The organism is Afipia sp. MLSD5-FHT05B12 (assembly GCF_058793355.1).
In genome coordinates this window covers 180,819-194,800 of the sequence record NZ_JBXAFS010000002.1, presented here as the reverse complement: position 1 = coordinate 194,800, position 13,982 = coordinate 180,819, and the positions used below count along the sequence as shown (strand labels likewise).

The 13,982-nt window shown below is 62.5% G+C and carries 12 protein-coding genes and 1 pseudogene; 5 read left to right on the top strand and 8 right to left on the bottom strand.

The window, feature by feature from the left end; all coding sequences use genetic code 11:
- Positions 1-57: 57 nt before the first annotated feature.
- Positions 58-1,290, top strand: coding sequence for a phenylacetate--CoA ligase family protein (locus AC1Q6J_RS03190; RefSeq protein ID WP_492277885.1), 1,233 nt, complete (start codon positions 58-60; stop codon positions 1,288-1,290).
- A 51-nt stretch (positions 1,291-1,341) separates the two neighbouring features.
- The gene (locus tag AC1Q6J_RS03185; RefSeq protein WP_492277884.1) at positions 1,342-2,541 is read left to right on the top strand and encodes a CaiB/BaiF CoA transferase family protein; all 1,200 of its coding nucleotides are present in this window, start codon (positions 1,342-1,344) and stop codon (positions 2,539-2,541) included.
- Positions 2,542-2,712: 171 nt separating this feature from the next.
- Here AC1Q6J_RS03185 and AC1Q6J_RS03180 read toward each other — a convergent pair whose 3' ends face one another.
- The 4 genes from AC1Q6J_RS03180 to AC1Q6J_RS03165 form a co-directional block, all read right to left on the bottom strand.
- Complete coding sequence (locus AC1Q6J_RS03180) at positions 2,713-4,143, bottom strand: hypothetical protein (protein WP_492277883.1); 1,431 nt, start codon at positions 4,141-4,143, stop codon at positions 2,713-2,715.
- A 115-nt stretch (positions 4,144-4,258) separates the two neighbouring features.
- Positions 4,259-5,545 carry an MFS transporter gene (locus AC1Q6J_RS03175; protein ID WP_492277882.1) on the bottom strand — a complete coding sequence of 429 codons (1,287 nt, stop codon included), beginning with the start codon at positions 5,543-5,545 and terminating at the stop codon, positions 4,259-4,261.
- Positions 5,546-5,800: 255 nt separating this feature from the next.
- Complete coding sequence (locus AC1Q6J_RS03170; protein WP_492277881.1) at positions 5,801-6,007, bottom strand: hypothetical protein; 207 nt, start codon at positions 6,005-6,007, stop codon at positions 5,801-5,803.
- 14 nt (positions 6,008-6,021) lie between these two features.
- The gene (locus AC1Q6J_RS03165; protein WP_492277880.1) at positions 6,022-7,425 is read right to left on the bottom strand and encodes an amidase family protein; all 1,404 of its coding nucleotides are present in this window, start codon (positions 7,423-7,425) and stop codon (positions 6,022-6,024) included.
- Between the two features lie 156 nt (positions 7,426-7,581).
- Here AC1Q6J_RS03165 and AC1Q6J_RS03160 point away from each other — a divergent pair, with 156 nt between their 5' ends.
- Together AC1Q6J_RS03160 and AC1Q6J_RS03155 are read left to right on the top strand one after the other, a co-directional pair.
- On the top strand, positions 7,582-7,944 hold the full coding sequence (locus tag AC1Q6J_RS03160) for a hypothetical protein (RefSeq protein ID WP_492277879.1): 363 nt from the start codon (positions 7,582-7,584) through the stop codon (positions 7,942-7,944).
- Positions 7,945-8,005: 61 nt separating this feature from the next.
- Positions 8,006-8,311, top strand: a pseudogene (locus AC1Q6J_RS03155) (GIY-YIG nuclease family protein).
- A 159-nt stretch (positions 8,312-8,470) separates the two neighbouring features.
- Here the strand turns inward: AC1Q6J_RS03155 and AC1Q6J_RS03150 are convergent.
- The 4 genes from AC1Q6J_RS03150 to AC1Q6J_RS03135 all read right to left on the bottom strand — a co-directional run bounded on the left by AC1Q6J_RS03150 (position 8,471) and on the right by AC1Q6J_RS03135 (position 13,034).
- Positions 8,471-9,982, bottom strand: a complete 1,512-nt coding sequence (locus tag AC1Q6J_RS03150) for a tripartite tricarboxylate transporter permease (protein ID WP_492277878.1) — start codon at positions 9,980-9,982, stop codon at positions 8,471-8,473.
- A 21-nt stretch (positions 9,983-10,003) separates the two neighbouring features.
- Positions 10,004-10,543 (bottom strand): tripartite tricarboxylate transporter TctB family protein, encoded by a 540-nt coding sequence (locus AC1Q6J_RS03145; RefSeq protein WP_492277877.1) that lies wholly within the window; start codon positions 10,541-10,543, stop codon positions 10,004-10,006.
- A gap of 188 nt (positions 10,544-10,731) precedes the next feature.
- Positions 10,732-11,712, bottom strand: a complete 981-nt coding sequence (locus AC1Q6J_RS03140; protein WP_492277876.1) for a tripartite tricarboxylate transporter substrate binding protein — start codon at positions 11,710-11,712, stop codon at positions 10,732-10,734.
- Positions 11,713-11,822: 110 nt separating this feature from the next.
- Positions 11,823-13,034, bottom strand: coding sequence for a pyridoxal-phosphate-dependent aminotransferase family protein (locus tag AC1Q6J_RS03135; RefSeq protein ID WP_492277875.1), 1,212 nt, complete (start codon positions 13,032-13,034; stop codon positions 11,823-11,825).
- Between the two features lie 207 nt (positions 13,035-13,241).
- Here AC1Q6J_RS03135 and AC1Q6J_RS03130 point away from each other — a divergent pair, with 207 nt between their 5' ends.
- Positions 13,242-13,982, top strand: a complete 741-nt coding sequence (locus tag AC1Q6J_RS03130) for a GntR family transcriptional regulator (RefSeq protein ID WP_492277874.1) — start codon at positions 13,242-13,244, stop codon at positions 13,980-13,982.

Below are 13,982 nucleotides of genomic sequence, written 5' to 3'. Positions count from 1 at the left end.
TTCGAGGCGCGCAAGAGCGCGCTCCTCAGGGTGACGGATCGCGATACAGGCCAATCGATGACCAACCACTACGACGCTCTCGAAACACGCTCGCCGTCCGAGCGCGAGGCCGACCTGTTCAAGCGGCTACCCGATGTGCTGCGCGCTGCGGCGAAAGCGCCGGCCTATGCGGAGCGGCTCAAGGGCGTCGATCCCGCCGCCATCACCAGCCGCGCCGCGCTTGCGACCTTGCCGGTGTTGCGGAAATCCGAACTGCCGGCCCTGCACAAGGCCGCGCCGCCGTTTGGCGGCTTCGTGTCGTCGCCCGCCGGATCGTTCGGCCGCCTGTTCACCTCGCCCGGTCCGATCTTCGAGCCGGAGTCCGCCACCACAGACCCATGGCGCGGCGCGCGTGCGGTGTTCGCCGCCGGCTTTAGGCCCGGCGACATCGTGCTCAACACCTTCAGCTATCATCTGACGCCGGGCGGCTTCATCTTCGATAGCTCCGCCCGCGCGCTCGGCTGCGCCGTCATACCCGGCGGCCCCGGCAACACCGAACAGCAGTTCGAACTGATCGAGACCTATCGGCCCGTCGGCTATTCCGGCACGCCGGACTTCCTGAAGATCCTGCTCGATGCGGCGGACAAGACCGGACGCGACGCCTCCTCGATCAGGCGCGCGGTGGTGTCCGGCGCAGCATTCCCGAAATCCTTGCAGGAGGAAATGAAGGCGCGCGGCATCGACGCCTATCAGAACTTCGGCACCGCCGATCTCGGCATCATCGCCTATGAAACCGCCGCGCGCGAAGGCCTGGTGGTGAACGAAAACATCATCGTCGAGATCGTCAAGCCCGGCACCGGCGAACCGGTCGCGGACGGCGATGTCGGCGAAATCGTCGTGACAACACTCGACCCGCATCATCCGTGGGTTCGCCTGGCGCTCGGCGATCTCAGCGCCGTGCTGGCCGGGCAAAGCCCCTGCGGGCGGACCAACATGCGGATCAAGGGCTGGATGGGCCGCGCCGACCAGACCACCAAGGTCAAGGGCATGTTCGTGCGCCCCGAGCAGATCGCCGAAATCGGCAAGCGGCATCCTGAACTCGGCCGTCTGCGGCTCATCGTGACCCGCGACAGGGAGACCGACGCGATGACGCTTTCGGCGGAAACTGCAACCCCCGCGGATGCATTGCGGGATGCGGTTGCATCGACCCTGCGTGCCGTGACAAAGCTGTCCGGCAATGTCACTTTGGTCGCCCCCGGTTCGCTGCCGAACGACGGCAAGGCGATCTCGGACGAACGCAAGAACGATTAGCGGACCACCAGCCCACGGCGGTCCCGGCAAGAAACAAGGGAAATCGCCGAAATGGGAATTTTCGAAGGTCTCAAGGTCATCGACTGCGCGAGTTTCATCGCGGCACCGTCCTCCGCCACCGCGCTGTCCGACTTCGGGGCTGACGTCATCAAGATCGAGCCGCCGGGCGCCGGCGATCCTGTCCGCAACCTGCCCCATCTGCCGGGATATCCGATCAGCCCTCACAACTATGCCTGGATGCTGGAAGGCCGCAACAAGAAGAGCCTCGCGCTCGATCTGAGCAAGCCCGAGGGGCAGGCGGTGTTGCGCAAGCTCGCAGCCGAATGCGACGTGTTCATCACCAATTTTCCGCCTCCGGTGCGCAAGAAGCTCGGCGTCACCTACAAGGATCTCGCCCCGCTCAACGATCGCCTGATCTATGCGTCGTTCACGGGCTATGGCGAGACCGGCGCGGAAGCCGACAAGCCGGGCTTCGACAGCAATGCGTGGTGGGCGCGCTCCGGCCTGATGGATCTGGTGCGCGAAACCGACGAGTCGACACCGGCCCGCTCGATGCCCGGCATGGGCGATCATCCCTGCGCGATGTCGCTGTTCGCCGGAATCGTTACCGCGCTCTATCAGCGCGAGAAGACCGGCAAGGGGACGCAGGTGATGTCCAACCTGATGGTCAACGGCATCTGGTCGAACGGCATCTACGCGCAGGCAGCCCTCTGCGGCGCGACGTTCCAGAAGCGTCCGCCGCGCGACCGCGCGCTGAACGCCGTCACCTGCCACTACAAGTGCGCCGACGATCGCTGGATCATCCTCTCGCTGCTGAACGAAGAGAAGCAGTTTCCGGTGTTCGCCAAGGTGATCGAGCGCGAAGACCTGCTCGCCGATCCGCGTTTCGAGACCAAAACCGCACGCCACAAGCATGCGGCTGAACTGATTGCGATCCTCGACAAGGTGTTCGCGACCAAGCCGCTGGCGCACTGGCGCAAGGCGCTTGACGGCAATGGCCTGATCTTCGGTGTTGTCGGCATTCCGGCGGATATTCCGGACGACGAACAGATGCGCGTGACCGAAGCTGTCGTTCCGTTCGCCGACAGCGACCTGCGCACCATCAACACGCCAATCTTCATCGAAGGGGCGAAGAAGGTGCCGCCGCGTATGGCGCCCAATGTCGGCCAGCACAGTGATGAAGTGCTGGCGGCTGCGGGCTTCAATGCCGCGGAAATCGCCAAGATGCGCGCCGCGGGGGTTGTAGCGTAAGTTTTTCTTCCCCTCTCCCCTTGTGGGAGAGGGTGGCGAAGTTGAGCGAAGCGACACTGAGCGGGTGAGGGGTCGCGATCTCGCGGTGACATCTATACCCCTCACCCGCCCTCGCTATGCTCGGGCACCCTCTCCCGCAAGGGGAGAGGGAAAGAGCCGCGCTATCCGTCATTATTTCGGAAAACAAAACCCCGCACGGGAATCCCTCGCGCCGGCTGGCTGACACGTCAGCCCCTGCGCACAGGTCCAGGGCGTAAAACTTTTGTCGGGCGCATTCGCGTCTATCGCGTAACACAGCGCACCCCAGCCATTCACATAGGTCGTGCCGGCCAATTCATTGGACCGGCGCGTCTGTGGCCGCGCAGAGAAGCCGCGCGAGAAATCGGGCGCGCGGCCATCGCGAAATGCAGCGACAATATCGCGGCGGCGCTCCTGGTCGCCGAAGAAGTGCGGCGATGCGGCCGCCACCACCGCGCCCGCGGCCCATTCGGGCCGCCCTTTACCCGGAAAGTGAAAGCCGCCGATCGCGCGGGTCTGGTGACAGCCGCTGCACGTCATGTCGTCGAGGCGGCGCGCGAAGCCCGCCGGAGACAGCAGATTTTGCAGTGGCGCATTGGCTGATGCGTTGGCAAGCGCGGCTACGACGTCGCTGTCGGTGAAAAGTTCACGCGCTTTGTCTTCAAGATTCCCATGCGCAGGCGTCACGTTGATGGCGCTTGTTGCCAGAAAGCGGTCCGGCAATACGATTGCCCCGCGATCGAGGTTCGCAATTTGAGCGGGATCGAGTAGCCATTGCTTGAAATCGGCCGCAAGTTTGGCGTCGGCTTTGATCCGCTCGACATCGATCTGGTTTTCCATCGGAGATTCCACAAACCTGATGCCGTCATAGCGGAACACCTTCATCAGATAGTCCGCCCTGCCCTCGAAGTGATTCACGTCCGCCGAGGCGCGCGCGATCTGCACATTGATCTCGATCCGGTCGATAGCCTCGCGCGTGATCCATTCGAGTGCGCCACCTTTGGCAATGAGCGTCGACGCCGTGGGCGGCTGATCGGCCAGCGCAAGCCAGCGCCGGGCGAGTTCAGCGCATGTGGTATCCGCCCCCGCAGGCTTCGCCTTCATGACGAGATTGAGCGTCATCGGCAGCCGTAACGGCGGAGAGTCCGTGCTCGTCGAGTCGACGTTAGCGATGGGCCGGTAGATCAGCCGGATTTCGCCGCATTCATTCGGGGAGACAAAAGCGCGATCCATCCTGTTGACGATTCCGGCCAGATCGAAGCGCGTGCCCGGCGCATTCAGCGCATCGCGGTCGAACAGATGCAGCGTGTCGGGATCGTCCCTGCGCCGGACGACATAGCTGTTGAAGTCGCGATCTGTCGCGGCTTGCAGCGCGACCATCGACGGCAGTGCGAACAGATCGGCACCGGAGCTGCTGGCCTCCGCGCCGAAAAGCCTGCCGAGGCTCAGTCCCGCGTCTTCCAGCCGTTGCAGGGTGACAGGATCGGTGATCGCAACGCCGCGTTCCATCGCAGCCGCATGCACCACCGTAACCGGCAGCAACATCGGCCATACGAGACAGAGCGTCTGAAGAACCGCACGCATTCGCATGACCATCGTTTTGCGATGCCATCGGTCCTTTGCCAAGTCAAAGATTGGCGAGCCTCCGATGCTTCGCAAACAAATATACAAAGCGCCTTCGGGAATAAACCGGCGATCGCTAGACCGGCACATCGGCGGGGTTCGCGCTGTCCCGCCATCTGCGCAGCCGCGCCGCCGCAATGAACAGCAACGCTGCGCCTGCCAGCGCCCAGCACAGGATCGGCGTCCATTGCAGCAGCGCCTGGTAGGCGGCGTTCTTCGTCAGGCCACCGCTCACGGCGGCGATGCGCGCGAATGTCGCTAATGCCAGGGCCGAGAACATCAGGCCCAGCACCTTGCCCTCAGCGCCGCCGCTGACCGCGATGGCGGCTGCGACCGCGCTCATCAGGATACAGCCCCATGCCGCGCCGGCGAGGAATTGCATGGCGATCATGGTGTTCAGCCCGGTCGCATTCTCCATGCCGAACACCGCGCCCGCGCCCAACAGTCCCGCACAGCCGATCACCAGCAACCCGCCGAGCCGCCGTGTGATGAAACTCGCCGGGAACATCGCGATATTGAAGCCGATCCAGTACACCGGCATCAGCCATTGCAGGTCGGGCTGCTTGGCAAAGCGCAGGAACAGTTGCGAGCTGTTGACGCTGAAATGCAGTTGATAGCCGAGCGCGAGAACGAGCATTGCGGCGATGAAGATCAGCGCGAGTGCGCCCCATGATTTCGGGACCGCGAGCGGCGCGCGTTCCGGCACGCCCAACTTGCCCTCGCGCAGCCGCCGTTCGATCCACGACATCGACAGTGCGGTCAGCAGCAGCACCACCGTCGAGACCACAAAGGGAATACGCGGATCGTGATTGCGCAGCGCTACGCCGAGATACGGCGAGACCGCGCCTGCGATGCCGTAGCCCAGCATCACGAGGCAGGACAGCATCGGGATCGACGGCTTCGCCGCGAATTTGCCGAGCAGCGCGAGCGGCGGCGCGCGCAGCGCCGACGATGTGACAACCCAAGTCATCGTGAGCGCGATCAGCGCAATTTTCGCATTCGGCCCGAGATCGGCGACGAACGGCAGCGCGATGAAGGCCGCGCATGAGACCACCGTCAGCCAGATCACAACGCGGCTGAGCCGCCCGACAATCGGGGTCATGCGGTCGGCCGCGATGCCCATCAGCGTATCGGTGATGGTGAAGATCGCCTGATCGACCAGAAGAATGACAACGACCGCGCCGGGCGGAAGTCCGACCTTGGCGGCCAGCTGCGGCAGATAGACGACATAGACCGTCCAGCCCAGCGTGAAGAACAGTTGAAGCAGCGCGAGATAGACGCCGACCTTGCCGTTGCCGCCGGCTGACATCGTCACGGGCGCATCTTCCGGCTTGCTCTGATCCGCCGTCCTTGCCTGGCTCATGTCCCCCGCTCCGTCCCCTTGTGAAGAATAGGGTTACCGCGTCCGCGCCGGCAAGCAATCAGCCCGCCTTACTTTTGTTGGACGGCTTCGCACCCGGCGCGGTTCAAAGAGAAATTCCCTCAAGCGGCCAAAGTGTTGCCGCCCGAATCAGGTTTTGGTGGAAAGTTTGACCGTTCGGCGGGACTCGCGCTGAACGATTCGCTAACATTGGCGTTGGTGACTGCCGGGCAGGCGCAGACACTATAAAAGCAGACACTAAAAAACAGACTTGGGAGCCGCACCATGACGACGGCCAAAGCAGCGACAGAGGCTGTCTCGTTCGACGAGCAAATCAGGCATGCCCGTGAACTCGTCGTCGAAGGACACCGCCTGCTCTACGTCGCCAATCGCGATCTCAAGGCTGGACGAAGCGTGGTCAGGCGCACGCAGCAACTTCTCGCGGACACCGAGAGCGTTTTCCACACGAAGCGGCGCCTTCAGATAACCACGGGATCGACCGGACTTGCGGGTACGCCGCCCGCCTCGATTGCCTCGCCTGCCAGCAGACAAAGATCCTCCCTGTAACGTCCCGCGACGATCTGGACACCGACAGGCACACGGCCGACCAGCCCGGTCGAGACCGTCAGCCCCGGCATGCCGATAAACGGCCATGCGATCTGCGGCATCTGTGCCCGCCACACCCGCCTGAACGACGCCTCGTCCTTCAGATCCAGTTGCCACGGGAACGGCAGCTCGCCGCAGGGCGGCATCACGATCACCGGATATGTTTCGAAGAACGTCTCCCAGTCTCGAACGAGCGTCGCACGCCGCGTCAGCGTCTTCGAGAACGCAGCAAGATCAACCGAGCGGGCGGTCTTCTCGTGGCCGCGCAGCACTGCCAGCGCGCCGGGATCGCCTTCGCGCTCGGCGGCATCACGCATCGCGTCATAACCGTCCGCAAGCCACATCTTGATCTGCAAGTCGGCCGCCTCCTCGAACGGCGGAATCCCGGTGATCTCCTCAACGGTCCAGCCTGCTCGCTCCAGCCGCTTGCCGGCGTCCACGACCGCGTCGCTGACCTCCTTGACTGTCTCAAGCCCGCCGGGACGCAGGCATATCGCCGCGCGCTTTGGCCGCTCCGGCCCCTCAAGCGGCGCCGGCACCCACCACGGATCGCGCACATCGCGCTGCGACATGGCATGTAGCGCCAGCCGAACGTCCGCGATGGTGCGTGCAATTGGCCCTGAGACAGCCGTGATCTGAGCGCCGATGGGCCGTTCCGGGAGCGCAGCATTGAACGCCGGGATACGGCCCAGCGACGGGCGGAGGCCGTGAACGCCGCAGGCATAGGCTGGGTAACGGATCGAACCGGCGATATCGGTGCCGTGAGCGATATGGCCGATGCCTGCGGTGACCGCCGCCGCCGCGCCGCCCGACGATCCGCCCGGCGTGATCGAAGGGTCGCGCGGATTTTTCGTATCGCCATGCAGCAAATTTGTCGTGAACCAGCGGTAGGAAAATGCCGGTGCGTTCGTTCGTCCCACGATGACGGCACCCGCCTTGCGCAGATTGTCCACCACCGGACTGTTGGTCTGCGCCACCAGGTCACGCTGTAACTTCACGCCGTTCGTGGTAGCGAATCCGGCCTGATCGACGTTGACCTTGATCGTGATCGGAACGCCGCAAAGCGCCCCGGGAGGCTCGTCCTTCGCAAGTGCGGTGTCCACGGCATCGGCCTGCGCCAGGGTTTCTTCAGGCCGGTGATCGACGACGGCATTGATCGCGGGATTGACCGCGTTCAACCGGTCGAGGGCGGCCTGCGCGGCTTCCCGTGCCGAGAGCTTCCTGGACCGGATCTGCGACACAAGTTCGGTAGCCGAGAGACGCCAGATGTCGTTCATTGCAATTCCTGTCCAACCGCCGTTGCTGCTTGAATATCGTGGCGGTTATAGTAGCGGCGAAACGCTCCCGCTCAATGGCCGCTCGTTTATTTCCGGATTTTGAGGCCATCCCGCCCGGGCATCGTGGCCGTATTGAATGCAACCAGGATTTCGAACATGAAGACAATCGTCATGACAGCCATCGCCGCGGTTTTTCTGAGTACAACCGGCATCGCCAGCGCCGCCGAACCCGGCGACAAGGTCAAGGTTTCGATCGAGAAATGGCGCAAGCCCGGATCCAATAACATCGGGACGGCGGATGTCACCGTCACCAACGACAACGACTTCGCCGTCAAGGACATTCGCGTGAAATGCGATTACATGTCGAAGACCGGCGGCCGGAAGATCGAAACCGACCAGCGGCTCGCTTTGACCATCAAGGCGAAGACCACGAAGCTGTTCAAGAAGACGAAATTCCCGTTCATCGACCAGGAAGCCGCTGAGGGCTCCTGCAAGGTCACCGGCGCGGTGCAGGGTTAGTTGAGAGTAAGCTCGTCATCCTGAGGTGCGAGCTCTTGCGAGCCTCGAAGGGGGACGAGCGATGGGTGCGCACGTCTACATACTCTTGTGCGCGGACAAATCATTATACGTCGGTTGTGCGACTGGTAATGATCTCACCGCCAGGATCAATCAGCACAATCAGGGCCATTATCCGGGTTACACCCATTCGAGACGACCGGTTGAACTGGCTTGGTCTCAATACTTTGATCGGATCACCGACGCGATTGCGGCTGAACGGCAGATCTAAGGCTGGGGCCGCGCGAAGAAGCAGGCTCTCATACGATCCGACTGGGAGACAGTCCAAAATCTAGCGCGACGACGTGGCGGGCAGACCAAGCAGGTTTAGTGCTTCCGTCATCCTTCGAGGCTCACCGCGAAGAGCGCGGCTCGCACCTCAGGATGACGTTCCTTTTCCAAATCACACCAACGCGACCAAGCCGTCATCCTGAGGTGCGAGCTCTTGCGAGCCTTGAAGGAGGACGAGCGATGGGGCGAGGGAGAAGAGTCACGCCCGCGCCGGGCTCTGCTTCCGTCCGAAACTTGCGAACACCCTGTCGATCACCGGCCAGAACAGCAGCACGATCGCAAGCGTCGTGATCGAACCAACGAGGCCGTTCGACCAGAACACCTTCACGTCCCCGCCCGACCCGATCATGGCAAGCCGGAACGCGTCTTCCGCACGGCTGCCAAGCACCAGTGCGAGCGTGAACGGCGCCAGCGGAATGCCGATCTTCTTGAACACGTAGCCGACCACGCCGAACAGCAGCATCAGCCAGATGTCGAACATCGCGTTCTGGATCGCGTAGGCGCCGATCGCGCAAGACACCACGATCATCGGCGCGATGGCCGCGAACGGCACGCGCAGGATCGAGGCGAAGATCGGAACGGTGGTCAGCACCAGCACCAGACCGACGACGTTGCCGAGATACATCGAGGCGATCAGGCCCCAGACGAAATCCTTGTGCTCCACGAACAGCAGCGGCCCGGGATTGAGACCCCAGACCATCAGGCCGCCGAGCAGGATTGCCGCGGTGCCCGAGCCGGGAATGCCGAGCGCCAGCATCGGCAGCAGCGCGGCGGTGCCCGACGCATGCGCCGCGGTTTCCGGCGCGAACACGCCCTCGATGCGCCCCTTGCCGAACGACTCCTTGTCCTTGGAAAATCGCTTGGCGAGATTATAGCCCATGAACGATGCAGCGATCGCACCGCCGGGCGTGATGCCGAGCCAGCAGCCGATGAACGAGGAACGAATGAGTGTGGCCCAGTATTTCGGCAGATCCATCCATACGCCGAGCACCGTGCGCAGGCTGATGCGGGCCGCATGGCCGCGCAGCGCAAGCCGCTCCTCCATGGTCAGCAGGATTTCGCTGATGCCGAACAGACCGATCACGGCGACGAGGAAGTTCACGCCGCGCAGCAGATCGTTCGAGCCGAAGGTCATGCGCAACTGGCCCGACACCGTGTCGAGGCCGACGCCCGCAAGCAGCAAGCCCAGCGCCATGGAGATGACCGTCTTGTGCTTGGCCTCGCGGCCGAGGCCGACGAACGAACAGAAAGTCAGAAGATAGACCGCGAAGAATTCGGGCGGGCCGAACTTGAGTGCAAAGCCTGCAATGCTCGGCGCCAGGAATGTGATCAGCATCACCGCCACCAGCGAACCAATGAAGGATGAGGTGAACGCCGCGGTCAGCGCTTCCGCGGCCTTGCCCTGCTGGGCCATCGGATAACCGTCGAAGGTGGTGGCGACCGACCAGGCCTCGCCCGGAATGTTGAACAGGATCGAGGTGATCGCGCCGCCGAACAGCGCGCCCCAGTAGATGCACGACAGCATCACGATGGCCGATGTCGGGTCCATCGAGAACGTGAGCGGCAGCAGGATCGCGACGCCATTGGGTCCGCCGAGTCCCGGCAGCACGCCGACAAAGATGCCGAGCACCAGCCCGACCATCATCAGCGCGAGAATCTTCCAGGTGAAGAGAACCGCAAAACCGTGAAACAACAGACCCAGTGCTTCCATGATCCTGTCCCCGGTTCTGGCTTAACGTCCGAAGGCCGCTTCGAGCGGACCCTTCGGCATGATGACGTCGAAGGCGATATCGAACGTCACGAACATGATCGCGACGAAGACGAAGGCGGTGAGCAGCGATTTCCACCAGGCGATCTTGCCGATGATCGCCATGAAGCCCGAGATCAGCAGGAAGCTCGCGACATAAAGGCCGAGCCATTGCATCGCAAGGCAGAACAGCAGCGTCGGCACGAAAACCTGCAACACGCGGCGAAACTGCGCGCGGGTGACGAATGTTTCCAATCCTTCGGTGCGCTTGATCGCGACGGTGGCAAGCCCATAGAGCGCCGCGCCGCCGAGGATAACCGAGAGATAGAACGGGAAATAGCCAGCCTGCGGACCCGTATCATCCCACGATGCGCCAGTGCGCCAGTTGTCGAATCCGAGCAGCACGGCGAGCCCAAGCAGCAGAGCCATGACCACCATCTCGACCGTGCGATCGTTGGTGATCGCGGGCGAGTTCTCGTCCGGCGCGGTCGGATCTTCAACGACGATTTCGATGTCTTGAGCCATGAGTCACGCATTCGCTGTCTTGAACCTCTCCCCGCACGCGGGGAGAGGTCGAACCGCAAGGCGGTTCGGGTGAAGGGCAAAACCGGGCTCGAAGGATACAAGGTCCCCCTCACCCCGGCCCTCTCCCCGCATAAGAGCGTTTACGCTCGTCTTCGACGAGCTATGCGGGGCGAGGGAGCAAAAGGAGACTATTTTGCGACGAAGCCTGCTTCGGTCATGAGTGACTTGTTCAGCGCATCGTCCTCTTCAAGGAATTTGAGCATGTCCTTGCCGTTGAGATAAACCGGCTTCAGGGCCTGCTTCTCCATGTATTCCTTGTATTCCGCGGTCTGCGTCACCTTCTTGAACAGATCGTCGTAGAAGGCGGTCTGCTCCGGCGTCACCTTGCCGGGAAGGAACATCGCGCGCAGCATCAGGTACTGCATGTCGAGGCCTTCTTCCTTGCAGGTCGGGATATCGTTCCACGACTGCGTCTCGGTGACCTTGGCCTTGTAGGCGATGCGCTCCTTGTCGAACACGCACAGCGCGCGCACCTGTCCGGCGCGCCAGACTTCGAGATTTTCCGACGGGTTGTTGACATTCGCTTCGGTGTGATTGCCGACGAGCTGGGTCGCCGCCTCGCCACCCGACTTGTAGGGCAGATAGGAGAACTTCGCGCCGGTCTTCTTTTCCATGAAGACGGTGAGTACGTGGTCCTCGCGTTTCGAGCCGGTACCGCCCATCTTGAACGGTGAACTCGACGCCTTGGCAGCGGCGATGAAGTCCTTCACGGTCTTCGGGCCGGAGGCGTTGTCCCACAGCACGAACTGGTCCATCGCGATCACCGACACCGGCGTCAGGTCGCGCCAGTTGAACGGAATCTTCGCCGACAGCGGCAGCATGTAGATCAGCGAATAGGCGATCAGCACCTTGTTGGGATCGCCGTCGCTGCCCTTCATGTACATCAGGGCTTCGGCACCCGACGCACCGCCCTTCAGCGACACGATGATCGGCTGCTTCATCAGGCTATTTTTCTGGATCGCAGCCTGCATCATGCGAGCCATCTGGTCGGAGGCGCCGCCGGCACCTGCCGCGACCACGATTTCGACCGGCTTGGCCGGCTCCCATGCGAGCGCCGGCGTCGCCGCCAGCAGCGCAAGTACACTTGTCGCCTTGATGAGCTTCTTCATACGGCCTCTCCCTGTCGCTTTTGTGAAGCCCGACGTGCCGCCGGGCCTTGCTTGTGTTTCCGCTATCCTGCGGATTCTGAATTCAAATCGCCGGCGCCGCCCACGCGGCGTTACGCCACTGCCGTCTTGGCATGCGATGCCTTCGCATCGCGGCCGGTCAGAACGCTCATCGCGGACATCACGCCGCCTGCGCGATGCGGCACCTTCGCAAGATCGAGCGCCATCTCGACGCCGGCCAGCGTGCCCATCAGCATCAGGTCGTTGAAATGTCCGAGGTGGCCGATGCGGAACACCTTGCCCTTGATCTTGCTGAGACCCGCGCCGAGCGACATGTCGAAATTGTCCAGCGTGACCTTGCGGAACTGGTCGGCGTCGTGCCCCTCGGGCATCACCACCGCGGTCAGGATCGGCGAGTATTCGCGCGGATCGAGGCAGAGATTTTCAAGGCCCCAGGTCTCGACTGCCGCACGCGTCGCCGCCGAGTAGCGCTTATGGCGGGCGAAGACATTATCCAGCCCCTCTTCCATCAGCATCGCGATGGCTTCCTTGAGGCCGTAAAGCATGTTGGTCGCAGGGGTGTAGGACCACGAACCGCCCTTGTTGGCGGCAATGATCTCGTGCCAGTCCCAATAGGACCGCAACGAGGTGTTTTTCTTCGAGGCCTCCAGCGCCTTGTCCGACACAGCATTGAAACCGAGGCCGGGCGGCAGCATCAGGCCCTTCTGCGAGCAGGACACGGTGACATCAACGCCCCACTTGTCGTGCTCGAAGTCGATCGAGCCGAGCGATGAAATCGTATCGACCATCAGCAGCGCCGGATGTTTCGCGGCGTCGATGGCCTTGCGGATCTCGTGAATGCGGCTGGTGACCCCGGTGGAGGTCTCGTTGTGGACCACCATCACGGCCTTGAAGCCGTGGGCCTTGTCCTTCGACAGCCGGGCCTCGATGTCTTCAGGCGATGCACCGTGGCGCCAGTCGCCCGGCACGAACTCGACATCGAGTTTCAGCCTGTCGGCCATTGCGCGCCACAGCGTCGCGAAATGTCCAGTCTCCACCATCAGCACCTTATCGCCGGGTGACAGCGTATTGACGATGGCAGCTTCCCACGCGCCGGTGCCGGACGACGGATAGATGATGACGGGGTTCTTGGTCTTGAAGACCTTCTTCGAGCCTTCGATGACCTCGAGGCCGAGTTGGGCGAATTCAGGTCCGCGATGATCGATGGTCGGCATGTCCATCGCACGCAGCACGCGATCGGGGACATTGGTCGGCCCGGGAATCTGGAGAAAGTGCCTCCCGGTGTGGACTGAGGCGTTGGACATCGGATCGCCGCTCCCTAAAGACCTTAGTTTACAATTTTGCATGCAATAAATTGTGCATCGCAAGATTTTGTTGGTTTGAATTGTATTCATAATTTCCTTTCTGACAACAGAAAAATCGAGTACCAATACATTTATGGACACATAACGTGTCGCGTTGACTGATTTGGAATAAAATCCAACGCGTCGCTCCTCCGGAGGCTCTGGATTTTGAATAATCTTTTGCGAACCAAGTCGCTGGAAATCGTCGAGACCTCATCGGCCTCGCTGCACGACGACCTGCTGGGCCAGATCCGCGACTTTATTGTCGAGGGGCACCTGGAGCCTGGCAGCCGTATCCCCGAGCGTGAACTGTGCGAGCGATTCAACGTGTCGCGCACGCCGCTGCGCGAGGCGCTGAAGGTGCTGGCATCGGAGGGCCTGATCGAGCTGCTGCCCAACCGCGGCGCGCGGGTCCGCCAGTTCTCCGAACAGGATATCCGGCATCTGTTCGAACTCATCGCCGGTCTCGATGCCCTCGCGGGCCGCATGGCCTGCGAGCGGATATCGGACGAAGATATCGCCGCCATCGAGCGCACGCATCTGGAAATGTACTCGCACTATATTCGCCAGGAACTGGCGGACTATTTCCGCCTGAACCAGAAGATCCATCAGGCCATCGTCGACGCCGCAGCAAACCCGTTCCTGAGTTCGAACTATGCAACCGCGAACGCCATGGTCCGCCGCCTGCGCTATTCGGCCAATCTTCTGCGGCGCGACCGGCTCAGCGACGCAATGCGCGAGCATGAAGCCATGGTCGATGCCCTGCGCCGCCGCAACGGCGAAGAACTCGGCAAGCTGATGTTCGACCACATGCGCGGCAAGTGCGAGGCCGTGTGCGAGTATATGCGCGAGCATCAGCCGAGCGGGCGCACGGCGGATGTCTCCGCGTTGCGCGACGGCGCGAGCTGA

Coding starts and splice junctions, on each gene's coding strand:
- AC1Q6J_RS03190 (WP_492277885.1), top strand. CDS start 58: ATGACCAACCACTACGACGCTCTCGAAACACGCTCGCCGTCCGAGCGC.
- AC1Q6J_RS03185 (WP_492277884.1), top strand. CDS start 1,342: ATGGGAATTTTCGAAGGTCTCAAGGTCATCGACTGCGCGAGTTTCATC.
- AC1Q6J_RS03180 (WP_492277883.1), bottom strand. CDS start 4,143: ATGCGTGCGGTTCTTCAGACGCTCTGTCTCGTATGGCCGATGTTGCTG.
- AC1Q6J_RS03175 (WP_492277882.1), bottom strand. CDS start 5,545: ATGAGCCAGGCAAGGACGGCGGATCAGAGCAAGCCGGAAGATGCGCCC.
- AC1Q6J_RS03165 (WP_492277880.1), bottom strand. CDS start 7,425: ATGAACGACATCTGGCGTCTCTCGGCTACCGAACTTGTGTCGCAGATC.
- AC1Q6J_RS03160 (WP_492277879.1), top strand. CDS start 7,582: ATGAAGACAATCGTCATGACAGCCATCGCCGCGGTTTTTCTGAGTACA.
- AC1Q6J_RS03150 (WP_492277878.1), bottom strand. CDS start 9,982: ATGGAAGCACTGGGTCTGTTGTTTCACGGTTTTGCGGTTCTCTTCACC.
- AC1Q6J_RS03145 (WP_492277877.1), bottom strand. CDS start 10,543: ATGGCTCAAGACATCGAAATCGTCGTTGAAGATCCGACCGCGCCGGAC.
- AC1Q6J_RS03140 (WP_492277876.1), bottom strand. CDS start 11,712: ATGAAGAAGCTCATCAAGGCGACAAGTGTACTTGCGCTGCTGGCGGCG.
- AC1Q6J_RS03135 (WP_492277875.1), bottom strand. CDS start 13,034: ATGTCCAACGCCTCAGTCCACACCGGGAGGCACTTTCTCCAGATTCCC.